We start from the raw sequence: 21,676 nt of genomic DNA, 5'->3' as shown, positions 1-21,676 counted from the left end.
CGCGAGGAGGAACCATGTTCCGCAGCCAGTACGCAGACGTTCCGCCCGTCGAACTGCCCATCCACGACGCCGTCCTCGCCCGGGCCGCGGAGTTCGGCGACATACCTGCGCTGATCGACGGCACCGACGGCACCACCCTCTCGTACGAGCAGGTGGACCGGTTCCACCGGCGCGTCGCCGCCGCCCTCGCCGAGGCCGGGGTGCGCAAGGGCGACGTCCTCGCCCTGCACAGCCCCAACACCATCGCCTTCCCGACCGCCTTCTACGCCGCCACGCGCGCGGGTGCCACCGTCACCACCGTGCACCCGCTCGCCACCGCCCAGGAGTTCGCCAAGCAGCTGACGGACTGCGCGGCCCACTGGATCATCACCGTCTCACCGCTGCTGGACATCGCCCGCCGGGCCGCCGAACTCGCGGGCGGCGTACGCGAGATCTTCGTGTGCGACAGCGCGACCGGACACCGCTCCCTGATCGACATGCTGGCCTGCGCCGCCCCCGAGCCGCAGGTTGCCATCGACCCCGTGGAGGACGTGGCGGCCCTGCCGTACTCCTCCGGGACCACCGGCACGCCCAAGGGCGTGATGCTCACCCACCGGCAGATCGCCACCAACCTCGCCCAGCTCGAACCGGTCATGCCGGCCGGCCCGGGCGACCGCATCCTCGCGGTCCTGCCCTTCTTCCACATCTATGGTCTGACGGCCCTCATGAACGCGCCCCTGCGCCGGGGCGCCACCGTCGTCGTCCTGCCCCGCTTCGACCTGGAGACCTTCCTCGCCGCCATCCAGAACCACCGCATCACCGGCCTGTACGTGGCCCCGCCGATCGTCCTCGCCCTCGCCAAGCACCCGGCCGTCACGCAGTACGACCTGTCGTCGCTGAAGTACATCCTCAGCGCCGCCGCCCCCCTGGACGCACGGCTCGCCGTCGCCTGCTCCGAGCGGCTCGGCCTGCCGCCCGTCGGCCAGGCCTACGGCATGACGGAACTGTCGCCCGGCACGCAAGCCGTACTGGGAGTACCGAAAGGGGCGACACTGGTCTGTGATTACCCTGTTACGATTAGTGATACGTTCGGCCCTCTCAGAAGCCGCACGTCTACCGCCGGGCTGGCGGGAAGTCAGGTCTGTGGAGCTGGTGTGAGACTGCTGGGCGGGACACCGCCCCTCGCCTTGACCGGGGCAGCGACTGGCGTCGAAGCAGAAAGGCCGATCCGTGAGGGTCGGTCTCCTGCCGCTCGCGGCGGGGGCAGGCCAACAAGTACAAGGGCTTCCTTGGGAGCCTGGTGCACGGCGGCACAGCGAAAACCAAGCCGTTGCCGTGGGTACGACAAGGCGCTCCGGCGGTCAGCCCCGGAGCGCCACGTCGTACGCCACCCGACTGCCACCGACCTCTCCGAGGCGGAGATCATGATGTACGTCGCCGAACGCGTGGCCCCCTACAAGCGGATCCGGCACGTCACCTTCATCGACGGCGTCCCCCGGGCGGCCTCCGGCAAGATCCTCCGCCGACAGCTCAGGGAGCGCGCATGACCCTGGTCGGCAGGGCACGCGCGCGTGCCGTCGAGACCCTCACCCTCGACTCGCCCCACAACCGCAACGCCCTGTCGGCGGCCCTCGTCGGTGAACTGGCCGACGCGCTCACGGACGCCGGCCAGGACAGCGACGTCCGCGCGGTCGTCCTCACCCACACCGGCAACACCTTCAGCGCGGGCGCCGACCTCCGCGACCCCCCGCCCCCCGAGGCGCTGGTCGGCCTGCTGCGGCGGATCGTCGAACTGCCCAAGCCGGTCGTCGCCCGGATCACCGGCCACGTCCGCGCGGGCGGCCTCGGCCTCGTGGCCGCCTGCGACATCGCGGCCGCCTCCACCGAGGCCACCTTCGCCTTCACGGAGGTCCGCATCGGCGTCGCCCCCGCGGTCATCTCCCTGCCGCTGCTCCCGCGCACGGACCCGCGCGCGCTGGCCCGCCACTACCTCACCGGCGAACGGTTCGACGCGGCGGAGGCAGCCCGCACGGGCCTGCTCACCACCCACGCCGACGACGTGGACACGGCACTGGCCCCCATCCTGGACGGCCTGCGCAGATCCGCCCCCGACGCCCTGGCCGAGACGAAACGACTGCTCACGGCTAGGGTGCTGGAAGCCTTCGACAGGGACGCGGCGGGTCTGACCGCGCTCTCGGCCCGGCTGTTCTCCTCCCCGCAGGCCCGCGAGGGGATGACGGCCTTCCTCGAACGACGGGATCCGGCATGGGTGGTGTGAGGACATGGGCGGTGTGAGCACGGCCGACCGCGCGGAGAGAGTCCCCAAGCAGGACCGCAGCCGGGCCACCCGGAAGCGGCTCCTGGAAGCCGCCGTGGCCTGCCTCGCCGAACACGGCTGGGCCGGCTCCACGGTCTCCGTCGTCGCCGAACGCGCCGGTGTCTCCCGCGGCGCCGCCCAGCACCACTTCCCGACCCGCGAGGACCTCTTCACGGCGGCCGTCGAGTACGTCGCCGAGGAACGCTCCACGGCCCTGCGCGCCCTGTTCCCCGAGGGCGCGGCCGGAGACCGCCACGCGGTCGTCGCGGCCCTGGTCGACCTCTACACGGGACCGATCTTCCGCGCGGCCCTCCACCTCTGGGTGGCCGCCTCCAACGAGGACCAGCTCCGCCCCCGCGTCACCGAACTCGAATCCCGCGTGGGCCGCGAGACCCACCGCATAGCCGTCGACCTCCTGGCCGCCGACGAATCCGTCCCCGGCGTCCGCGAAACCGTCCAGGGCCTCCTCGACATGGCCCGGGGCCTGGGCCTGGCCACCCTCCTCACGGACGACTCGGCACGCCGGGAGCGGGTGGTCGAGCAGTGGGCGGGGCTGCTGGAGCAGGCGCTGGGCGGCGTCAGGGACTGAGCCGCTCCACGCGCCAGCTCCCGTCGGCCCGCTCCACGTACCGCAACCGGTCGTGCAGCCGGTTCTCGCGGCCCTGCCAGAACTCCACCGTCTGCGGAGCCACCCGGAAACCGCCCCAGTTCGGCGGCACGGGCACCTGCTCGCCCTCGGGGTAGCGGGCGGCCAGCTCGGCGTACGCCCCGTCGACGTCGGCGCGCGTGGCGATCACCGAGGACTGCGCGCTGGCCCACGCGCCGAGCTGCGAGCCGTGCGGCCGGGTGCGGAAGTACGCCGCCGTCTCGTCCCGCCCGGTACGCCGCGCGATCCCGGACACGATGACCTGCCGGGCCATCGGATGCCAGGGGAACAGCAGCGAGACGTACGGGTTCTCCGCCAGGTCACGCGCCTTGCGGGAGTCGTAGTTCGTGTAGAAGACGAAGCCCTGCTCGTCGAAGTGCTTCAGCAGGACCGTGCGGGAGCTGGGCCGGCCCTCGGCGTCGGCCGTGGAGACGATCATGGCGTTCGGCTCGAACAGCCCGCCGTCCGTCGCGGCCTGTTTGAACCAGCGCGCGAACTGCTCGACGGGGGTGGCGGCCAGCTCGGTCTCGGAGAGGCCCTCGGCCCGGTACTGCTTGCGCATCGAGGCCAGGTCGAAGGGGACGGCGTCGCGGTCGGTCACCCGGTCATCTTGCCGTATGGACGGTGTCCTTCGTCACTGCCTGGCACTGAGTGCCGTGAACCCTCCCCAACAGTGGCACTCGGGGTTATCGTTTCCGTGCCGTTCCGGTTGGGTGACCGCCAGCCGCACGGGGCATCACAGGGGAGACCGGCCAGGACCGCGAGTCGCCGCACACGACCGTGGATCCACTGGACGGCCGCCCGCTTCGCAAGCTGACTGACACATGGTTCGTTCGTCCCACCCCACATCACACCATCTGTCGCTTACATCACGAGGAGCCGCCTGATGTCCGACTTCGTACCCGGGCTCGAGGGAGTCGTCGCATTCGAGACGGAGATCGCCGAACCGGATAAGGAGGGCGGCGCACTCCGGTACCGGGGCGTCGACATCGAGGACCTCGTCGGACACGTCTCCTTCGGCAACGTCTGGGGCCTGCTCGTCGACGGCGCCTTCAACCCCGGCCTGCCCCCCGCCGAGCCGTTCCCCATCCCCGTCCACTCCGGCGACATCCGCGTCGACGTCCAGTCGGCCCTGGCCATGCTCGCGCCCGTCTGGGGCCTGAAACCCCTCCTGGACATCGACGCCGAACAGGCCCGCGAGGACCTGGCCCGGGCCGCCGTCATGGCCCTGTCCTACGTCGCCCAGTCGGCCCGCGGCCAGGGCCTGCCGATGGTCCCGCAGCGCGAGATCGACAAGGCCCACTCCGTCGTCGAGCGCTTCATGATCCGCTGGCGCGGCGAGCCGGACCCCAAGCACGTGGCGGCGGTGGACGCGTACTGGACGAGCGCCGCGGAACACGGCATGAACGCGTCCACGTTCACGGCGCGCGTGATCGCCTCGACGGGCGCGGACGTGGCGGCGGCCCTGTCGGGAGCCGTCGGTGCGATGTCGGGTCCCCTCCACGGCGGCGCCCCCTCCCGCGTCCTGCACATGATCGAGGAGATCGAGCGCACGGGCGACGCCGAGGCCTACGTCAAGCAGACCCTCGACAAGGGCGAACGCCTCATGGGCTTCGGCCACCGCGTCTACCGCGCCGAGGACCCGAGGGCGAGGGTCCTGCGCCGCACGGCCCGCGAACTGGGAGCCCCCCGCTTCGAGGTCGCCGAGGCCCTGGAGAAGGCGGCCCTGGCGGAACTCCACGCCCGCCGCCCCGACCGGGTCCTGGCCACCAACGTCGAGTTCTGGGCAGCCATCGTCCTGGACTTCGCCGAGGTCCCGGCCCACATGTTCACGTCCATGTTCACCTGCGCCCGCACGGCCGGCTGGTCCGCCCACATCCTCGAACAGAAGCGCACCGGCCGCCTGGTCCGCCCCTCGGCCCGCTACACCGGCCCCGGCACCCGCAACCCCCGCGAGATCGAGGGCTATGAGGACATCGCCCACTGACCCCTCTCACACACGGCCTCACCCGGCTCCGGGTGAGGCCGTGTGCACGTCTCACCCCGTGAGCCGGTCCAGCTCCTCACCGATCGCCTCCCGCAACGGCTGATGCCGCGCCCCGAGCGCATACCGCTCCTCGCTCCACATCTCCCGCGGATAGAGCCACACGGGCAGCCGTACGAGATCCTCGGGCTCCCAGTCGTACCGCGGCCACACATGCGCGTGCAGGAACCCGTCGGCGTTCCCGAGAATCTCCAGATTGACCCGCAGAAACCCCGACTCCATCCGCCGACAGGCCCGCTCGACGGCGTCACCCAGCCGCTCCATGCCCCCGAGAAACGCCAGCCGCCTGCTCCGCGGCAGCTCCGACAGCCGCTCCACCGCGGGATCGTCGGTCAGCAACACCGAGTAGCCAGGCAGAAACTGCACATCGCCGATCACCGCGAACCCGGCGTCCAGCCTCCGCATCACGGCCGGATTCCCGCCCTGGAGAGCGCTGCCGATCCGATCGTCGCGCCACTCACCCACCACCATCCCCCCCCCCGGAAAACGCAGACGACCCGCGAGCCTGGTCCTCCAAAGGAGGAGCCGGCCGGACGTACCGGCGACTCGCGGGTCGGGTGACTGCTGGAGATTGGGCCGGCTGCACGTTTCGCTCACGTGCTGGTCCGGCACCGCACTGTGTGTGGTGTCGGGCCGCTAGCCCGCAGCCACCTCACGCGTCCGGTATTCATACATCTGCCGAACCACCTCCTCTCTCGTGTACCTGGAACCCTAGGAAACGGTCCGGCCTCGGATCAACCGTTTTTCTGAGACCTTGACCCCATGACGCGACGACGGGCGATTCTCAGCGGTTCGGTGTTCGAGGAGCGGATCGGGTACGCCCGGGCCGTGGTGGACGGGGACTGGGTGCATGTGTCGGGCACGACCGGGTTCGACTACTCGGACATGACGATCTCCGACGACGTCGTGGAGCAGGCCGAGCAGTGCCTGCGGAACATAGGGGCCGCGCTGGAGGAGGCGGGGTGTTCCTTCGCGGACGTCGTGCGGGTGCGGTACCTGCTGCCGGAGCGGGAGGACTTCGAACCGTGCTGGCCGGTGCTGCGGAAGTGCTTCGGTGAGGTGCGGCCGGCCGCGACGATGTTGGTGTGCGGGCTCGCGGATCCCCGGATGAAGATCGAGATCGAGGTGTACGCGCGGCGCGGGAGTGGTACTGGGGCCTTGTCGTTGATCGACTGAGCCCGCGGCAGGCCGCCCTCCGGGCGTTGACGTGGGGATCGCCGCCGTACAACGATTCCTTCAATGTTGTGGGAACTCGGTGTGCGCTGGGTCACGTTCGAGTTGAATGATTGCAAGTAGCGAACCGACGTGCCGTACGTGCGGACGCAGCCTGCAGGGGGTCCAGGTGAGTGCTTCCCGGCGTAGTGGGACCACCGACGAGCTGGGGCCGGACGAGCCCGAGCGGGACAATTCGGATGGTTCGGATCTGCTTGCCGCGCTGCTGGACGGCATGGACGCGGCGCTGTGCGCCTTCGACGCGGACGGGGTCGTGACGCACTGGAACCGCGAGGCCGAGCGGATCCTGGGATGGAGCGCCGACGAGGCCGTGGGACGGCGAGGCCTCGCCGGGTGGGCCGTGCGCAGCGCGGACGCCGAGGAGGTCGAGGGGCGGCTGCTGTCCGCCATGCACGCGCCGGGGCGCCAGGTGCACGAGTTCGCGCTGCTGACGAAGGACGGCGGGCGGATCCTCGTACGGACGCAGTCGGCGGCCGTACGGGGTCCGGACGGAAAGCCCGCGGGTGTGTACTGCGCCTTCAGCGAGGTGCACGCGCAGATCGATCTGGAGCGGTCGATCGCGCTGAGCGAGGCGCTGTTCGAGGACGCCAGCTGGGGTGTCGTGCTCGTGGACGTCGACCTGCGGCCCGCCGTGGTGAACGCGCACGCGGCCAAGGCGCTGGGCACGGGGCGTACGTCCGTGCTCGGGCGGCCCCTCGGGGAGCTGCTCGCGCAGGGTGTGGAGGAGCTGGAGAGCGCGCTTCAGCATGTGCTGGCGGAGGGCGCGCCGCCCGCGCCCGCCGAGGTGTGGGTGACGGTGCGTACGCCCGAGGGGGAGCGGCGGCGGTGCTGGCGCAGCGGTTTCCTGCGGCTGGCCTCGCCGCTGGCGGAGGAGCCGGTTCCGCTGGGCGTGGGCTGGCTGTTCCAGGACGTGACGGAGGCCAAGCAGGCCGAGCAGGAGGCGTCGCTGCTGCGGTTCCGTACGCAGCAGCTGCACCGGGCCGCCCGGGCCGCCGCCGAGTGCGAGGACCCGGCGGAGGCCGCGACCGTCCACCTGGACTTCGCCCTGGCCGGTTTCGCCGACCACGCGCTGATCGACCGGGTGGCCGGCGGTGCGCTCACCGACACGGAGACCGAGGGGCCGGTGCGGCTGGTGCGGGTCGCCGCGACGCCCTCCGGAGCGCCGGGTCCGAGCAATCTCGCCGACCGCGCGGGCCTGCCCGTGCGGTACGCCGAGGGGCATCCGGCCCTGCAGTGCGTGGAGCGGGTCGGCGCGCTGCGGGCGAGCGCGGGCGGCGCCTCGCCCGAGCAGGCCCGGGAGTGGGCCCTGGCCCGCCAGTGGCCACCGAACGCCGTGCACGCCCTGTGCGCGGTGCTGCGCAGCCGGGGGCGGACGCTGGGTGTCGTGACGTTCCTGCGGGGCGCGGGGCGCAGTGCCTTCGAGCGGTCCGACGCGATGTACGCGGAGGACGTGGCGGTGCGGATCGCCGCGGCGCTGGATCTCGCGGGGTTGTCGGACGAGCAGTGAGGCGTTGGCCTCAGTGCCGGTAGAAGATCCGGTCCCGGTACTGCTCCATCACTCGCCCGTTCCAGTCATGGCCCCCGTCGACGTTCCCGGAGCGCAGGAGCGGGGGCTCGACGCCGCGGTCGGCGAGCGTGGCGGCCGTCGTCGCCATGACGGCCTGGAGGAGGGCCGAGGTGACGACCGTGGAGGCGGGGGCGAAGGGGGCGGGCACGTTGTCGAGGGTGAGCTCCGCGTCGCCGACCGCGATCTTCGAGTCGAGGACGAGATCGCAGTGGTCCTTGAGATGCGTACCCGAGGCGTGCCGGGACTTCGTCTCCGAGGCGTACGCCACCGACGTCACGCCGATGACCTTGACGCCCAGGGCGCGCGCGGTCATGGCCATCTCCACGGGGAGGGCGTTGCGCCCCGAGAGGGAGATGATCAGCAGGGCGTCGCCCTCGCGCAGCGGGGAGCTGTCCAGGACGGCGCTCGCGAGGCCGTCGACGCGTTCCAGGGCGGAGCCGAGCGGCGCGGGCATGACGTCGACGCCGACGACACCGGGCACGGCGAGCAGGTTCATCAGGGCGAGACCGCCGGCGCGGTAGACGAGGTCCTGCGCGGCGAGTGAGGAGTGCCCGGCGCCGAAGGCGAAGAGGCGGCCGCCGTTCTCGACGGTGTCGGCGAGGAGCGTCCCGGCCGCCGTGATGCCGTCGGCCTCCTCGTCGCGGACCCGCCGCAGCAGGCCGATCGCGGCGTCGAGGAACTGGCCGGCCGGCGCGCGGTCGCTCATACGGGGTCCCTTCGGGCTGGCCTCGGGCGAGTGTCGCGCATCACGGTGCGGTCTGGACCAGTGCGGTGTCAATACGGCCGTGAAAAGCTCGGCAGGGGCCGTGAGCGCGCTTCGTACGGCTGTGAAAGGCTCCGTCCTACCCCTGCGCGGGCCGGGGTAACCCCCGCTTTCCCTCCCGCGGCACGGTTGTCGGTGGTATCCGGCAGAATTGGGTGCAGGGCCAGCGCACACGCCGGTGAGCCGTCCAGCCTCCGGCAGATCTCATTCGAGGGGCACGTATGTCCGGACTGATCGACACCACGGAGATGTATCTCCGCACCATCCTCGAGCTGGAGGAAGAGGGTGTGGTCCCCATGCGCGCCCGTATCGCCGAGCGGCTGGACCAGAGCGGACCGACGGTCAGCCAGACCGTGGCGCGGATGGAGCGCGACGGCCTGGTGTCCGTCGCCAGCGACCGGCACCTGGAGCTCACCGACGAGGGCCGCCGTCTCGCCACGCGCGTGATGCGCAAGCACCGGCTCGCCGAGTGTCTGCTCGTCGACGTGATCGGTCTGGAGTGGGAGCAGGTCCACGCCGAGGCGTGCCGCTGGGAGCACGTGATGAGCGAGGCCGTGGAGCGCCGCGTCCTGGAGCTGCTGCGGCACCCCACGGAGTCGCCCTACGGCAACCCGATCCCGGGTCTGGAGGAGCTCGGCGAGAAGGACGGCGCCGACCCGTTCCTGGACGAGGGCATGGTGTCGCTGGCCAGTCTCGACCCGGGTGCCGAGGGCAAGACGGTCGTGGTGCGCCGGATCGGCGAGCCGATCCAGACGGACGCGCAGCTGATGTACACGCTGCGTCGGGCGGGCGTGCAGCCCGGCTCGGTGGTGAGTGTGACGGAGTCGGCGGGCGGCGTGCTGGTCGGCAGCGGTGGCGAGGCGGCCGAGCTGGAGTCGGACGTCGCCTCCCACGTGTTCGTCGCCAAGCCCTGAGCCCGGCCACGGACCCGGCCCGGGGTGGTCGCCAACTTCTGTTGTGCGTGGGGCGGTTGTGGTATTGGCGGGATCCCGTCGGATCCAGGATCCAGTCCGTCGAATGGCAGCGCTCGCACGCTTCCCGTGCGACGCTGTCGCGTGAGGCATATGACCTGAGGGCTCTTGGCCGCGGCTCGACAGCGATGTCGCCCGGCCGGGGAGGGGGCGCAAGGATGTGCCGTGGAGACGCAGAGGGCCCCGGCGCCGTGTGGCGCCGGGGCCTGTCCTCCCCTGTGCTGACCCGGAGCCCCGAGCTCTCAGGGTCATCCCCCTCGGACCGGTTTCCCCGAGCGGTCCGCCTCCCGCTGAAGATCTCCCCGCGGTCGAGGCGATCAATCCTTGAGGGTGGTCACTCGAACGAGGGGTGTTGCCCGCGAGAACGACATCCTCGAATGCTCATTCGATAATCTGCGGTGACGAACCAACCGGAATGTGCGCTACAGGGATGTGCACACCGACAGGAACCACAAGGAACGGCAACAGGCACAGCAGGCAGAACAGTTCACAGGACCGACCGGTCCGAGACGGCCGCGGTCCGCGCGAAGCTTGGGGGGTGCCAGGACATGGCGCGACGCATCGACGTGACCGGGACGGGCGGCGTACGCCTCGCGGCCTGGGAGTTCGGCGACCCGCCAAAGACAGATCCGGCCGGATCCGATCCGGCGCGGGACGTGCCGGACGGCTCCCCGGGCGTGCTGTTACTCCACGGCCTGATGGGCCGCGCCTCGCACTGGGCGTCCACCGCCCGCTGGCTCTCCGGCCGGTACCGGGCAGTCGCCCTCGACCAGCGCGGCCACGGCCGCAGCGACAAGCCCCCGCAGGGCTCCTTCACACGTGACGCCTACGTCGACGACGCCGAGGCCGCCCTCGAACAGCTCGGCCTCGCCCCGGTCGTCCTCATCGGCCACGCCATGGGCGCGCTGACCGCCTGGCAGCTCGCCGCCAAGCGCCCCGACCTGGTCCGTGGCCTGATCATCTGCGACATGCGGGCCTCCGCGCTCGGTGCCGCCTCGCAGCGCGAGTGGGCCCAGTGGTTCAAGTCCTGGCCGCTGCCGTTCGCCACGCTCGCCGACGTCCGCAAGTGGTTCGGCGAGGACGATCCCTGGGTGGAGCGGCCCAACCCGGCCCGCGGCGAGTTCTACGCCGAGGTGATGGCCGAGTCCCCGGACGGCTGGCGCCCGGTCTTCGACCCGGAGCAGATGCTCCGCTCCCGCGAGACCTGGGTGTACGACGCGCACTGGGAGGAGCTGACCCAGGTCCGGTGCCCCGCCCTGGTGGTGCGCGGCCTCGACGGCGAGCTGGGCCGGGCCGAGGCCCAGGAGATGGTCCGCGTCCTGTCCCGCGGCCAGTACGCGGAGGTCGCCGACGCCGGCCACCTGGTCCACTACGACCAGCCGGAGGCCTGGCGCGCGGCGATCGAACCGTTCCTGGACTCCCTCGGCACCGGCTGACAACCCCTAGTCACCCCTTGCTGACCGCCGTCAGGATCTCCGGCAACCGCCGGGCCGTCTGCGGAGCGGCGAGCCGCAGACCCACCGCCGTGAGCGCCGCCGCGTACGCCGTGCCCACCGGCAGCAGCAGCCACGTCCAGTCGTCGCCCTCGGCGCTCACGTTCAGCCAGATCGTGAGCGCGATGACGGGCGCGCACAGCACGGCGGCGGCGATCATCCCGCCGAAGATGGAGATCCAGGCGAGCCCGGTCTGCCCGGGGGCGACGTTCTTGTACCCCTCCTGCGGGATGGAGTACGGGAAGCGGGCGGACGTCCACGCCCCGGTCGCGAGCATCGCGCCGAGCAGCGCGAAGGACAGCCCCAGCGCCTCGGGCAGCCGCCGCCAGTCGCCGAGCATGGCGGTCGTCACCACGGTGACGAGCGTGGCGTACGGCAGGGTGATCAGCAGCAGGGCCAGGGCGCGGGCACGCAGCTCGACGTAGGCGTCGCGGGTCGACGAGATCGTCATCGCGACCATCCAGAACGCCGAGGTGTCCTGCCCGAACTGGTTGTACATCTGGATGCCGAGCATCCCGGCGGCGAAGCAGGCGAAGTACACGGACCCGGTGCCCTGCCAGGCGTTGAACACCGGCACGATCAGGCCGATGGCCAGCGACGTCACCCAGGCCGCCTTGGTCTTGGGGTCGCGCCACACGTACCGCAGGCTGCGCTCCATGACGGTGCCCGTACGGCCCGCGGGCAGCAGCCGCCCGAGCCCGGTCGACGTCCGCTGGCGGGCGGCCGACTCCGCGGCCGGCAGGGTCGATCCGTCGGGCGAGGTCATCAGCCGGGTCAGATGCCGCGACCACACCGCGAGCAGCGCGGCCAGCGCGCCCGCGGTCAGCGCCAGTTGCGCGGCGGCGAGGCCGTACGACCCCTCGCCCACCGCGTGCACGGCCGCGATCGCCGACGCGGGCGGCACCCACTGGAGCACGTCCGCCGCCGGGTCGAGCTCGCCCAGCCCGGACGCCCCGAGCCGCTGCGCGCCGAAGTTGACGACCTGCGCCCCGATCGCGATGACCAGTCCGCTCAGCACCGCGAGGTCCCGCCCCTTGCGGCTGGTCAGCAGCCGTACGTTGGCGGCGGCGACGGCCCGCGCGAGGGCCACGCACACCAGCAGCGCCAGGGCGACCGCGACGACGCCCACTGCGAACGCCGCCCCGCCCCGGGCCACCGCGACCACGGACCCGATCAGCAGACACAGCGTGAACAGCGGCCCGATGCCGACCAGCGACGCCGTGAGCAGGGCCTGCACCAGCGGCCGGGGCCGCAGCGGCAGCATCACCAGCCGGGTCGGATCCAGCGTCTCGTCACCGCTGGGGAAGAACAGCGGCATCACCGCCCAGCCGAGCCCCAGCACCGCCGCCACCAGCACGACCAGCGACTCGACGTGCGCGTGGCCGCGCAGCGCGATCAGGCCGATCAACTGCAGCGCGGCGAACAGCAGGGCGAAGACGGCCGACGCGATGTAGGCGGCCTTACGCCCGCCGGACTGCCGCAGCCCGTTGCGCAGCAGTGACAGCTTCAGCCGTACGAAGACCGGTGTGATCGTGGAGTCGCTCACCGGGACCCGCCGCCCAGCCAGTCGAGATCGGACCCGGCGTCCCGGCTCTGCGCCCCGACGAGCTCCAGGAACGCCCGCTGCAACGAGGGCGCGTCACCCCGCACCTCAGCCAGCGTCCCATGCGCACGGATCCGCCCGGCGGCCATGACGGCCACCCAGTCGCACAGCGACTCGACGAGCTCCATGACGTGGGAAGAGAACACGACCGTGGCGCCCGAGGCGGTGTACCGCTCCAGGACGCCCCGGATGGTCTGGGCGGAGACAGGGTCGACGCCCTCGAACGGCTCGTCCAGGAACAGCACTTCGGGATTGTGGAGGAGAGCCGTGGCGAGCCCGATCTTCTTGCGCATGCCGGTCGAGTAGTCGACGACGAGCTTGTGCTGGGAGCCCGCCAGATCGAGGACGTCGAGGAGCTGTGTGGTCCGCTTGTCGACCTCGGCACCGGGCAGCCCGCGCAACCGCCCGCTGTACGCCAGCAGTTCCCGCCCCGACAGCCGCTCGAACAGCCGCAGCCCCTCCGGCAGCACCCCGATGCGCGCCTTCACCTCGACGGGGTCCCGCCACACGTCGTGCCCCACCACCTCGACGGTCCCGTGATCGGGCCTGAGCAGCCCGGTCACCATCGACAACGTGGTGGTCTTCCCGGCCCCGTTCGGCCCGACAAGCCCGATGAACTTGCCCGCGGGCAACTCCAGATCGACCCCGGCAACAGCGACCTGCTGCCCGAACCGCTTCCAGAGCCCCTGTACACGCACAGCGCTGGAACCCACCGCATCTCCCTCCGTCAGCCTGAACCCTACGGTGGGAAAGCGAACCCAAGACGCCGCTTCTTATGGCGTGATTGTTCGTACCGGACGATGTGGGTGCTGTTCCGGCGGGTGGTGCCGCCGATCGAGGTGAAGCGTCCACAGGGCGGGGCAGGCGGCGGGCGGGTGACCGCGAAACGCTCGCCGCGATCATCTTCGTGGCCACCTCGGGCTGTACCTGGCGGCATGCCCGCCGAGCCGCTCAGCCCTTGTCGGCGTGGAGCTTGTCGAGCTCCGTGTGCGGGGCGGTCAGGGGAAGCCGGGTGAGGCTTGCGTCGGTCAGGCTCCTACCACCCGGTGCACAATTCACCAGCACAGCCCTGCGAGGAATGCGAACCGCCACGCAGTTGACCGCCCCAACACACTCATTCGGATTCAGCGACGGATAATCGTGATCTGCTCTTCGAAGGAGCTTTGGGTGCGGGACTCCGTCCTGATTTGATTTGACTCGTCCGAACCGACCGGCGGCAGGTTCACCTCGATGTTGCATGTCTGTGTCTGCGCACCGGCCACGGTTGTGGTGGCTGTGTTGCCTGTTCCCGTCCCACCGGTAGCATTACCCACGCTTTGGGTGCACAGAGCGCCCGCCGGTACCGGTACGGCGACGACGGGGGCGGGCCTGCTGGTCTCTTCGACCTTGCTGAAGTGCTTCTTGCGGTGATACTTCTTGACAAAGAGATCGTCGGAGTGGCCGTGGTGGGACTTTCCGGCGTGCGCGGGGCGGGAATCGTGCTCGTGCCCGGCGGGGAGATCCTCGGCATGGGCGCTGCCCACGGCGGAGACAGTGAGCGCGCCGATCGCTGCACTGAGTAGGGCGGTCTTCGTGCCAAGGCGCATGTGAGCCTCCATGCAGTAGGTGTCCAAGGTTTTGTCCATGGGCGCCCTGTCCAACGCGGCTGTGGCAATTTCGTTCTCGTGCATTCACCCGTTTGCTTCACGAAAATGTGTGGCGACCTACAACGGCTATCACAAAGAGGCGGATCGGCCTTGATGGCCGTCTCCGGGGCGGAAGTGAACGTTCGGTCCTGCGTGGGGACATCGCCGTGGATCGTGTCGGATGAGTTTGGGACCGAATGGAGCCGTAGCTGCCGCAGCCTGAGCGGCGCTTTCGCTATCCAGGCCGCAAGCCGCACGAGGTCCTGCTCGCTGAACTCAACGGCCTCGTCCCCGTGGCGCAGGAGTCCGACGGTGGACAGCAGGCCGCTGCGGGTTCCTGCCGTCCGCGGCTGCTCGTCGAAGGTGACGACGACCTTCTCCGCGGCGCTCGGGGTCAGCGTGAGCTGATTCCCGTGGGGTAGCCCTAGGAGGCGACGAGGGTCAGTTCGCTGCGGAGCATGCCGCCGAGGCCGATGTCCGAGCCCTTCTTCTGCCGTGCAGCTCCGTCAGCCGGGCGGTGACGTGCTCGGCGGCCGAGTTGATGACCGCGTCGGCGCCGACCGCCAGCGCGGTCTCCAGTCGCTCGGGGATCACGTCGTCGACGACGACGTGATCGACGCCGCGGAGCTTCAGTCGGATGGTGGCGCCCAGGCCGATGGGCCCGGCGCCGAACACCACGACCTTGTCGGTCGGCTTGACCTCGGCGCGGGTGACGCAGTGGCGGGCGGCGGCCATCGGTTCGTTCAGCGCGGCGTCCTCGATGAGCAGGTACTCGCTCATGCCGCCGAACTTCCCGCCAAGGCTTGGACGGTGGGATCAACGGCTCGGCGATCTCCCACAGTCCGTCCGGAACCCGCAGCCGCCACGAAACGGCAACCAGGCAGACCAACAGGCGCTTACCGGTCCCTGCCGCATGCGTAGGCCAACGGCGAGATCAACTCCTCCGCGTCCGGCAACCACCGATTCGCAGGCGTAGGCCGGCAGGCCCACTGCACAGCCCCCCGAGACCCGAACCGCGTAGGCGGCGCGGCCACATACGCGCCCTCACCCAGCACGGTCAGATCCAGCGACGACAACGACCACCCCAGCTTCCGCACCAGATCAGGCACCTTCACGGACGCCCCCGGCAGCACGAAGAACTCCATCCGCCGATCCGGCGTGAGCGTCACCGGCCCCAGCGTCAGCTCCATCCGCTCCATCCGCGCCAGCGCGAGAAACCCGGCGGTCTCCGGCACGGAAATCGCATCGAACGTACGCCCCGTCGGCAGCAGGATCGACGCCGTCGACTGCTTCTGCCACATCCGCCGCGCGACGGTCGCACTGCCCGTCGCCTGCGACTCCCAGTCCGGGCGCGCCGGGTGCGACCCGGGTGCCGGGCACGCGGCGTCACCGCAGGAGCAGCGCTGAGCGCCGTCGGCGGCTTCCAGCCAGGTGCCGGGGAACACGTCCCAGTGGCGCTCCTCGGCGTAGCGGACAGCGGTCTCCAGCAGCGATTCCCCGCGCTGCTTCGGGATCTGAGCGGCTTCGGTGCCGGCGATCGTCTCTTCCACGATGAACACAACTCCGGGCGTCAACAGGGGTTACGCCCACCCGCGTGCGCGGGGAGGAGCATCGCCCCTGTAGTCGGGGCGCATGGGTGCATGTGCGGGGGCGCGCGGGAGGAACCGTGGCCGGAGGTGGGTAGCCACGAGTGGGGCCGGCAGCAGCCGTTACCCCGGCAATCCTCACATGCCTCGCATTTTCGCCTGGTCGGCGGGGCATTGATCTTCACGGCCGGATCTTTTCGCCGGGACGTGAGAGGGCTCGGCCGCGGAAGACACGTCAACTCGGTGCGTGGGCAGGCACCGCAGCCACAGGGGGTACGCCATGGCCGCAAGGCCGCTCGTCGCCCGGCAGCCGAACGAACGGCTCCAGGCGCTCATCCAGGAAGCCGGATGCTCCAACGCCGGCCTCGCCCGCCGGGTCAACATGTGCGGTGCCGAGCACGGCCTCGACCTGCGCTACGACAAGACGTCGGTGGCGCGCTGGCTGCGCGGGCAGCAGCCGCGGGGACGGGCCCCGGCGATCATCGCCGAGGCGCTCGGCCGCAAGCTCGGCCGTACGGTCACGATCGACGAGATCGGCATGGCCAACGGCAAGAACCTCGCCTCGGGCGTGGGTCTCCAGTTCTCGCCGACGGTACTGGGGGCCATCGAGCAGGTCTGCGAGCTGTGGCGCAGTGACGTGGGGCGGCGGGACTTCCTGTCCGGCTCCTCCGTCGCCGCCTCCGCGCTGGTCGAGCCCAGCCGTGACTGGCTGATCTCCGCACCCGACAGCCAGGTGTCGCGCTCGGCGGGGCCGCGGGTCGGGCAGTCCGACGTACAGGCGGTGCGGGCCATGACGCAGGCGCTGGTGGATCTCGACCACCAGTACGGCAGCGGGCATGTGCGGCCGGTCGTCGTGCACTACCTCAACAGCGTCGTCTCTGGGCTGCTGGCGGGGTCGTACCGGGAGGCGGTCGGGCGGGACCTGTTCGCCGCGGTGGCCCGGCTGACGGAACTCGCCGGGTACATGGCCGTGGACACCGGGCAACCCGGTCTGGCCCAGCGCTACTACATCCAGGCGCTGCGGCTCGCCCAGGCGGCCGGGGACCGGGGCTACGGCGGGTACGTGCTCGCCGCCTCCATGAGCCATCTCGCCGCGCAGCTCGGGAATCCGCGGGAGATCGCGCAGTTGGCGCGGGCGGCGCAGGAGGGGGCGCGGGGGCGCGTGACACCGCGTGCGGAGTCGATGTTCCACGCGGCGGAGGCGCGCGGGCACGCCCTGATGGGCGACGCGCGCGCCGCCCAGACCGCCGCCGGGTGCGCGGTGAGCGCCCTGGAGGCGGCCGATCCGGCCGCCGGGGACGACCCGGCGTGGATCGCGCACTTCGACGAGGCCTATCTCGCGGACGAGTTGGCCCACTGCCACCGGGATCTGGGGCAGGCCGAGGCGGCGGCCCGGTGTGCGCAGGAGTCGCTGGCCGGGCATCCCGAGACGCGGGCGCGCCGCCGGGCCATCGGTTATGTGCTGTTGGCCACGGCGCAGGTGCAGCAGCGCGAGATCGAAGAGGCGTGCAGCACCGGGATGAAGGCCGTCGAACTGCTGGAGGGGCTGCGCTCCAACCGGGGCGCCGAGTACCTGGAGGACTTCCAGCAGCGGCTGGAGCCGTACCGGGACGAGGCGGTGGTCAGGGAGTTCGGGGCGCGGCTGGACCTTCAGGCGGCGGCGTGAACACAGCATCTGCGGATGCGTGAACGTTCGGGAAACGGCCGCTTGACGCGCGGGAGGTGACATGAGCGGCGTGCCGTGACCCGGTTTTGTTACCGCGATCACAGGGCAGGAGGTCACGTCCTGTGCTGCGTGGCACCGGGCTCCGGGGACCCGGTAGCGTGACCCGACGATTCACAAGGTCCCCCATTAGTAGGAGTCCCGGTGACGCAGAGTGGACAGGGCGAGGAGCCCTCGGCGCGCCCCGCGCGCGAAGGCATCGTGCTGCCCTCCGACGGTGGTGAGCCCCTGCTGCCGGGTATGACGGGCGGATCCGGTGACGCGCCCTCCGGCCGCCGGTCCGGCCCGCCCCCGACCGGCCAGACCCCGGCCTCCGCCCCCGCCGAGGGGCAGACCTGGGGCCAGCCGTGGGGCCCCGACCAGCAGACCCCGCCCGCGCAGCCGGGCCAGAGCTGGCAGTCCCCGCCGCCCCAGCCACCGGCATGGGACGCCCAGCACCCCACCTCCGGCACACCGGGCCCGGGCGCGCTGCCCCCGGAGGGCACCCAGCCCCCGAACCCGTACGCCGACCCGTACGCCGACCCGTACGGCGCACCCGCGGGCGACCCTCGGTACGGCGCTCCTGCGGGCGGAGCGCCGCTGCCTCCGGAGGGCGCGGGCGGGCAGCCGCCTCAGCAGGCCGACGCGTACGGGCCTCCCGCTGGGGGCGCCCTGCCTCCGGCCTCCGGTGCGTACGGGCCCGCCGGCGCGGGTGGTCCGCAGCCGCAGGCCGCTGACGCGTACAACTCCCCTGCCGGGGCGCCGGGCCCTCAGGGGATCGGCGGGTACGGGACCGGACCTGCCGGGGGACAGCCGCCTCATCAGCCCCACGGGTACGGGACCGGCTCCGCGGGTGGGCAGTCGCCTCAGCAGGCTGACGCCTACAACTCCCCTGCCGGGGCGCCGGGCCCTCAGGGGAATGGCGGGTACGGGACCGGACCTGGCGGCGGGCAGTCGCCGCAGCAGTCCGACGCGTACGGATCTCACGCCGGGGGCGCCCTGCCTCCGGCCTCCGGTGCGTACGGGTCCGCTGCCGCGGATGGGCCGCAGCTGCCGGGTTCCGACAGACACGGTCCCGCTGCCGGACGTGCCCCCCTGCCCCCGGCCGCCGACGAGGGGGCGACCCAGTATCTGCCGCCCGTCGCCGCCAGCCCTGCCGACGAGGGGGCGACGCAGTACATACCCCCGGTGGGCCCGGGTGCGCTGCCGCCCGAGATGCCCGCCGAGCAGAACTCCGAGGCGACGCGGTTCCTGGGCACCGGGCCGCTGCCGCCCGCCTCGAACCCGGACTCCGAGGCGACGCAGTACATCGCGCCGGTGCCCGGCGGGGACCAGCAGCCGCCCGCCGGGTTCGAGAACCTCTTCCGCAGCGAGCCCGGCGCCGAGAGCCCGGCCGCGGCCACCCAGCAGCTGCCCCGCTTCGAGCAGCCGCAGCCGCCGCCCCACCCGCAGTCCCACCCCCAGCCCTCCTACGCCCCGCCCGGCGGCGGCCACTCCGGCGGCGGCCGGTCCGGTCGCGGTGGCCGTAGCTCGCGCGTGCCGGTCATCGCGGCCGTCGGCATCGGCATCGCCGTCCTCGGCGTCGGCGCCGGCGCGCTGCTCGCCGGCGGCGGAGGCGGTGACGACGACGGCGGCGACAACAAGGCCGTGGCCGCCTCGGCGCCCGCGTCGGACGGTTCCGCCTCGCCGTCCGCCGACCCGGCCCGCGCGCAGGCGGTCGAGCTGGACAAGCTGCTCGCCGACAGCGGCGACAGCCGCAGCACCGTGATCAACGCGGTGGCCGACGTCAAGGGCTGCGACAACCTCGCCCAGGCCGCCAAGGACCTGCGCGACGCGGCGAAGCAGCGCACCCAGCTGGTCACCCGGCTCTCCGGCATCACGGTCGACAAGCTGCCCGACCACGCCGCGCTGACCACCGCCCTCACCAAGGCGTGGCAGGCCTCGGCCTCGGCCGACAACCACTACGCGGCCTGGGCCGACCAGACCGCCGGCAAGAAGGGCTGCAAGAAGGGCCAGGCCCGTGTCACCGGCCAGACGCAGGCCGGCAACCGGGCCAGCGGTGTCGCGAGCGCCGAGAAGGCCAAGGCGGCCAAGCTGTGGAACGGCATCGCGAAGACGTACGGCCTGACCGAGCGGCAGCCGACGCAGCTGTGAGGTGATCCCGATCCGGGAGTGGACTGCCGAGCCCGGGCTCAGTAGTTCACGTCGGCGTTCTCAAGCGTCTTCGTCGTGTCGACGAAGCCCTTCCGCGCCGACACCAGCCGTCCCTCCCGCACCACCTGAAGGGTCACGTTCGCATTGACCAGGCGCGGGAAGCCGACGGAGGCGAGCTTGTCCTGGAACTGCCAGCGAAGCGTCGGCGTGAGCCCGCCCGTGCTGATCCTGAGGCCGTCGTCGAGGGCCTCCGTGACCGTGTCGGCGGTCACCTCCCCGGCGCCGAGCGACTCGACGACCTCGCGGAACACGGTGTAGGCGATCCACGTGGTCTGCACTCCGGCGTCCGCGGGGTCGATGCGGTTGTCGCCGAAGGCCTCCTCCTTGATCACCCGCTTCATCGCGTCCCAGCGGGGATCGCTCGCCACCGGGTACCAGCCGGTGATGTACGAGCCCTCGTACGGCCCGGACGCCCCGCCGGTCGCGTCGATCACCGTCTGGTCGACGCTGCCGAGCACGGTGGCCGTCCGTACGTCGGGATAGTCCCCGCGGGCCCGCCGGAAGGAATCCATGAAGGTGCCGTTGCGGTCCCCGAGCGCGGGCACCACACAGCCCTCGTTCCCCGGGGCCGTGGTCGTCGTCCGCAGCGCCAGATCGGCATGGCCGTCGTACTCGGTGGCGTCCTCCGCCGCCCGCTGGTCCCTCGCGGCCTTGTGCCCGCCCGCCTTCAGGCCGGAGTCGAGCAGCGGGGGCAGCTGGTCGCCCGCGATGGTGTCGGGCCGGATCAGCGCGACCGGCCCGCAGGCGCCGGCGAGCGCGCTGCCGAGACCGGCGAGCAGCGCGGGCTGGCCGCCGTTGACGGGGTAGGACAGGGGGCTGGTGAACTCGGCGTTGGTGATGCCGTAGCCGCCTATGTACGGGATGCCCGCGCCCTCCAGGGAAGGGAAAAAGGAGTCGGCGTACTGGCTGTAGGATCCTACGACCGCGACGACGTTCTCCTTGGCGGCCCGCCGGGCGCACTTGGCGGCGGCCACGCTGTCGTTGTGGTCGTTGCAGGTCAGCACGTTGAGCTTGCGGCCGTTGATCCCGCCGTGGGAGTTGACCCAACGGGCGTAGGCGCGGGCGAAGGCGGGCATGCCGGGCTTGTTGGTGGCCTTGGTCTCCTCCGGAGCCCAGGTCATGACGGTGATCGGGTCGCCCCCGGCATCCCCCGTGGTGCCGGGGACGACCCCGCAGCCGGCGAGGAGAGCCGCGCACGCGACCGCCGTGCCCGCGGAGAGGACGCCGTTTCTGGCGTGACGGGTGAGGAGGCCGGGGAGGAATGTGCTGCGCTTGCGTCGCCTGCCGGTCATGGTTCCGCACGATTCCGCCACATCGCTAACCCGGGAGTGATCTTGAGTCAACAATTGGTGACGCACAGGTGAATTGCAGGGGTCGGTGTGACCGATGTGGAGGGGAACGTACGATCGATGACCGTGCAAGCTTCGGAGAACTCTTCCCGTCGTGGCCGTCGCTCATCCACCATGGGCGGCATGCCTGTCAATGACATGCCGTGGTGGCGCTGGCGCAGCAACGTGCGCTCGGCGCTGCACATGCTCTCCGATCCCGAGTTCCAGCGGGACGTCTGGCTGGCCGGCGTGGACGGCTACGGCGACGTGACCGACGCGGTGTACCGGCTGGTCGAGGACACCTGGCTGGACCACTGGTCCGCCGAGAAGTACGTCGGCACGATCTTCCGCGACTCGCAGGAGGCGGCCCTCGTCGACACCGCCGTGCTGCGGGTGCTGCGGATCATGCACCAGGTGGGGCCGGACGCTCCGGTCGCCACGTACCTCGAACACCAGGCCTGGTCCGAGGCGGTGCGGGCGGCCCGGGACGCGCATGTGCGGCTGGCCACGAGCGACGGCGAGGAGCCGGACACGCCGCCGCGCAGCCTGGACGTGCTGCGGATCATGACCAGGTCCGCGTAAGCGGGACGTTTGCCGCTCGTGTC

20 protein-coding genes and 1 pseudogene are annotated in these 21,676 nt (G+C 71.6%); 12 read left to right on the top strand and 9 right to left on the bottom strand.

Annotation, left to right across the window (positions count from 1 at the left end; all coding sequences use genetic code 11):
- Positions 1-14: 14 nt before the first annotated feature.
- Genes ACIBNA_RS15790 through ACIBNA_RS15780 form a run of 3 tightly spaced genes read left to right on the top strand, consistent with a single transcriptional unit; the run spans position 15 to position 2,885 of the window.
- Complete coding sequence (locus ACIBNA_RS15790) at positions 15-1,526, top strand: AMP-binding protein (protein ID WP_399165776.1); 1,512 nt, start codon at positions 15-17, stop codon at positions 1,524-1,526.
- Positions 1,523-2,257 carry an enoyl-CoA hydratase family protein gene (locus ACIBNA_RS15785; protein ID WP_399165775.1) on the top strand — a complete coding sequence of 245 codons (735 nt, stop codon included), beginning with the start codon at positions 1,523-1,525 and terminating at the stop codon, positions 2,255-2,257. The genes ACIBNA_RS15790 and ACIBNA_RS15785 overlap by 4 nt, the downstream gene beginning before the upstream one ends.
- Before the next feature lie 4 nt (positions 2,258-2,261).
- Positions 2,262-2,885: a TetR/AcrR family transcriptional regulator gene (locus tag ACIBNA_RS15780; protein ID WP_399165774.1), complete on the top strand. Its 624-nt coding sequence runs from the start codon at positions 2,262-2,264 to the stop codon at positions 2,883-2,885.
- Here the strand turns inward: ACIBNA_RS15780 and pdxH are convergent.
- A complete protein-coding gene (gene pdxH, locus ACIBNA_RS15775) occupies positions 2,875-3,543 on the bottom strand; it encodes a pyridoxamine 5'-phosphate oxidase (protein WP_399165773.1) in 669 nt (222 codons plus the stop codon). The two genes, ACIBNA_RS15780 and pdxH, sit on opposite strands and share 11 nt — an antisense overlap.
- A gap of 285 nt (positions 3,544-3,828) precedes the next feature.
- Between pdxH and ACIBNA_RS15770 the strand changes: the two genes are divergently transcribed.
- Positions 3,829-4,929: a citrate synthase 2 gene (locus ACIBNA_RS15770; RefSeq protein WP_399165772.1), complete on the top strand. Its 1,101-nt coding sequence runs from the start codon at positions 3,829-3,831 to the stop codon at positions 4,927-4,929.
- 51 nt (positions 4,930-4,980) lie between these two features.
- On the opposite strand, the gene ACIBNA_RS15765 is transcribed toward ACIBNA_RS15770, so the two are convergent.
- Positions 4,981-5,457 carry a diadenosine tetraphosphate hydrolase gene (locus ACIBNA_RS15765; protein WP_399165771.1) on the bottom strand — a complete coding sequence of 159 codons (477 nt, stop codon included), beginning with the start codon at positions 5,455-5,457 and terminating at the stop codon, positions 4,981-4,983.
- A gap of 291 nt (positions 5,458-5,748) precedes the next feature.
- Here ACIBNA_RS15765 and ACIBNA_RS15760 point away from each other — a divergent pair, with 291 nt between their 5' ends.
- Together ACIBNA_RS15760 and ACIBNA_RS15755 are read left to right on the top strand one after the other, a co-directional pair.
- A complete protein-coding gene (locus ACIBNA_RS15760; protein WP_399165770.1) occupies positions 5,749-6,162 on the top strand; it encodes a RidA family protein in 414 nt (137 codons plus the stop codon).
- Positions 6,163-6,328: 166 nt separating this feature from the next.
- Positions 6,329-7,726 carry a PAS domain-containing protein gene (locus ACIBNA_RS15755; protein WP_399165769.1) on the top strand — a complete coding sequence of 466 codons (1,398 nt, stop codon included), beginning with the start codon at positions 6,329-6,331 and terminating at the stop codon, positions 7,724-7,726.
- Positions 7,727-7,736: 10 nt separating this feature from the next.
- Here the strand turns inward: ACIBNA_RS15755 and ACIBNA_RS15750 are convergent, their stop codons facing one another.
- Entirely contained in the window at positions 7,737-8,492 is a 756-nt protein-coding gene (locus ACIBNA_RS15750; protein WP_399165768.1) for an SIS domain-containing protein, read from the bottom strand.
- Between the two features lie 278 nt (positions 8,493-8,770).
- Here ACIBNA_RS15750 and ACIBNA_RS15745 point away from each other — a divergent pair, with 278 nt between their 5' ends.
- Positions 8,771-9,463 carry a metal-dependent transcriptional regulator gene (locus ACIBNA_RS15745; RefSeq protein ID WP_010035781.1) on the top strand — a complete coding sequence of 231 codons (693 nt, stop codon included), beginning with the start codon at positions 8,771-8,773 and terminating at the stop codon, positions 9,461-9,463.
- Positions 9,464-10,068: 605 nt separating this feature from the next.
- Positions 10,069-10,956, top strand: coding sequence for an alpha/beta fold hydrolase (locus ACIBNA_RS15740; protein ID WP_399165767.1), 888 nt, complete (start codon positions 10,069-10,071; stop codon positions 10,954-10,956).
- Positions 10,957-10,966: 10 nt separating this feature from the next.
- Here ACIBNA_RS15740 and ACIBNA_RS15735 read toward each other — a convergent pair whose 3' ends face one another.
- A complete protein-coding gene (locus ACIBNA_RS15735) occupies positions 10,967-12,559 on the bottom strand; it encodes a transporter (protein WP_399165766.1) in 1,593 nt (530 codons plus the stop codon).
- Positions 12,556-13,347, bottom strand: a complete 792-nt coding sequence (locus ACIBNA_RS15730; RefSeq protein WP_399165876.1) for an ABC transporter ATP-binding protein — start codon at positions 13,345-13,347, stop codon at positions 12,556-12,558. The genes ACIBNA_RS15735 and ACIBNA_RS15730 overlap by 4 nt, the downstream gene beginning before the upstream one ends.
- A gap of 69 nt (positions 13,348-13,416) precedes the next feature.
- Between ACIBNA_RS15730 and ACIBNA_RS15725 the strand changes: the two are divergent.
- A pseudogene (locus ACIBNA_RS15725) lies at positions 13,417-13,547 on the top strand (IS5/IS1182 family transposase); the annotation flags it as partial.
- A gap of 193 nt (positions 13,548-13,740) precedes the next feature.
- On the opposite strand, the gene ACIBNA_RS15720 reads toward ACIBNA_RS15725, so the two are convergent.
- The 3 genes from ACIBNA_RS15720 to ACIBNA_RS15710 all read right to left on the bottom strand — a co-directional run bounded on the left by ACIBNA_RS15720 (position 13,741) and on the right by ACIBNA_RS15710 (position 15,800).
- Positions 13,741-14,286 carry a hypothetical protein gene (locus ACIBNA_RS15720; RefSeq protein ID WP_399165765.1) on the bottom strand — a complete coding sequence of 182 codons (546 nt, stop codon included), beginning with the start codon at positions 14,284-14,286 and terminating at the stop codon, positions 13,741-13,743.
- A 396-nt stretch (positions 14,287-14,682) separates the two neighbouring features.
- A complete protein-coding gene (locus tag ACIBNA_RS15715; protein WP_399165764.1) occupies positions 14,683-15,021 on the bottom strand; it encodes a zinc-binding dehydrogenase in 339 nt (112 codons plus the stop codon).
- Between the two features lie 116 nt (positions 15,022-15,137).
- Entirely contained in the window at positions 15,138-15,800 is a 663-nt protein-coding gene (locus tag ACIBNA_RS15710) for a bifunctional DNA primase/polymerase (protein WP_274822073.1), read from the bottom strand.
- 307 nt (positions 15,801-16,107) lie between these two features.
- Between ACIBNA_RS15710 and ACIBNA_RS15705 the strand changes: the two genes are divergently transcribed.
- Positions 16,108-17,493, top strand: coding sequence for a transcriptional regulator (locus tag ACIBNA_RS15705; protein ID WP_399165763.1), 1,386 nt, complete (start codon positions 16,108-16,110; stop codon positions 17,491-17,493).
- 201 nt (positions 17,494-17,694) lie between these two features.
- Complete coding sequence (locus tag ACIBNA_RS15700) at positions 17,695-19,683, top strand: hypothetical protein (protein ID WP_399165762.1); 1,989 nt, start codon at positions 17,695-17,697, stop codon at positions 19,681-19,683.
- Between the two features lie 38 nt (positions 19,684-19,721).
- On the opposite strand, the gene ACIBNA_RS15695 is transcribed toward ACIBNA_RS15700, so the two are convergent.
- Positions 19,722-21,035, bottom strand: a complete 1,314-nt coding sequence (locus ACIBNA_RS15695) for an ABC transporter substrate-binding protein (RefSeq protein ID WP_399165761.1) — start codon at positions 21,033-21,035, stop codon at positions 19,722-19,724.
- 117 nt (positions 21,036-21,152) lie between these two features.
- On the opposite strand from ACIBNA_RS15695, the gene ACIBNA_RS15690 reads away from it, so the two are divergent.
- Positions 21,153-21,653, top strand: coding sequence for a hypothetical protein (locus ACIBNA_RS15690; RefSeq protein WP_399165760.1), 501 nt, complete (start codon positions 21,153-21,155; stop codon positions 21,651-21,653).
- The last annotated feature ends 23 nt before the right edge of the window (positions 21,654-21,676 follow it).

Source organism: Streptomyces sp. NPDC050164, from assembly GCF_044459945.1.
GTDB classification, from domain to species: Bacteria; Actinomycetota; Actinomycetes; order Streptomycetales; family Streptomycetaceae; genus Streptomyces; species Streptomyces coeruleorubidus_A.
This window is presented reverse-complemented; position numbering and strand designations above follow the sequence as displayed.

Excerpts from the sequence above, each read along its gene's own strand:
- ACIBNA_RS15790 (WP_399165776.1), top strand. The coding sequence starts at position 15 with ATGTTCCGCAGCCAGTACGCAGACGTTCCGCCCGTCGAACTGCCCATC.
- ACIBNA_RS15785 (WP_399165775.1), top strand. The coding sequence starts at position 1,523 with ATGACCCTGGTCGGCAGGGCACGCGCGCGTGCCGTCGAGACCCTCACC.
- ACIBNA_RS15780 (WP_399165774.1), top strand. The coding sequence starts at position 2,262 with ATGGGCGGTGTGAGCACGGCCGACCGCGCGGAGAGAGTCCCCAAGCAG.
- ACIBNA_RS15770 (WP_399165772.1), top strand. The coding sequence starts at position 3,829 with ATGTCCGACTTCGTACCCGGGCTCGAGGGAGTCGTCGCATTCGAGACG.
- ACIBNA_RS15765 (WP_399165771.1), bottom strand. The coding sequence starts at position 5,457 with ATGGTGGTGGGTGAGTGGCGCGACGATCGGATCGGCAGCGCTCTCCAG.
- ACIBNA_RS15760 (WP_399165770.1), top strand. The coding sequence starts at position 5,749 with ATGACGCGACGACGGGCGATTCTCAGCGGTTCGGTGTTCGAGGAGCGG.
- ACIBNA_RS15750 (WP_399165768.1), bottom strand. The coding sequence starts at position 8,492 with ATGAGCGACCGCGCGCCGGCCGGCCAGTTCCTCGACGCCGCGATCGGC.
- ACIBNA_RS15745 (WP_010035781.1), top strand. The coding sequence starts at position 8,771 with ATGTCCGGACTGATCGACACCACGGAGATGTATCTCCGCACCATCCTC.
- ACIBNA_RS15740 (WP_399165767.1), top strand. The coding sequence starts at position 10,069 with ATGGCGCGACGCATCGACGTGACCGGGACGGGCGGCGTACGCCTCGCG.
- ACIBNA_RS15720 (WP_399165765.1), bottom strand. The coding sequence starts at position 14,286 with ATGCACGAGAACGAAATTGCCACAGCCGCGTTGGACAGGGCGCCCATG.
- ACIBNA_RS15715 (WP_399165764.1), bottom strand. The coding sequence starts at position 15,021 with ATGAGCGAGTACCTGCTCATCGAGGACGCCGCGCTGAACGAACCGATG.
- ACIBNA_RS15705 (WP_399165763.1), top strand. The coding sequence starts at position 16,108 with ATGGCCGCAAGGCCGCTCGTCGCCCGGCAGCCGAACGAACGGCTCCAG.
- ACIBNA_RS15695 (WP_399165761.1), bottom strand. The coding sequence starts at position 21,035 with ATGACCGGCAGGCGACGCAAGCGCAGCACATTCCTCCCCGGCCTCCTC.
- ACIBNA_RS15690 (WP_399165760.1), top strand. The coding sequence starts at position 21,153 with ATGACCGTGCAAGCTTCGGAGAACTCTTCCCGTCGTGGCCGTCGCTCA.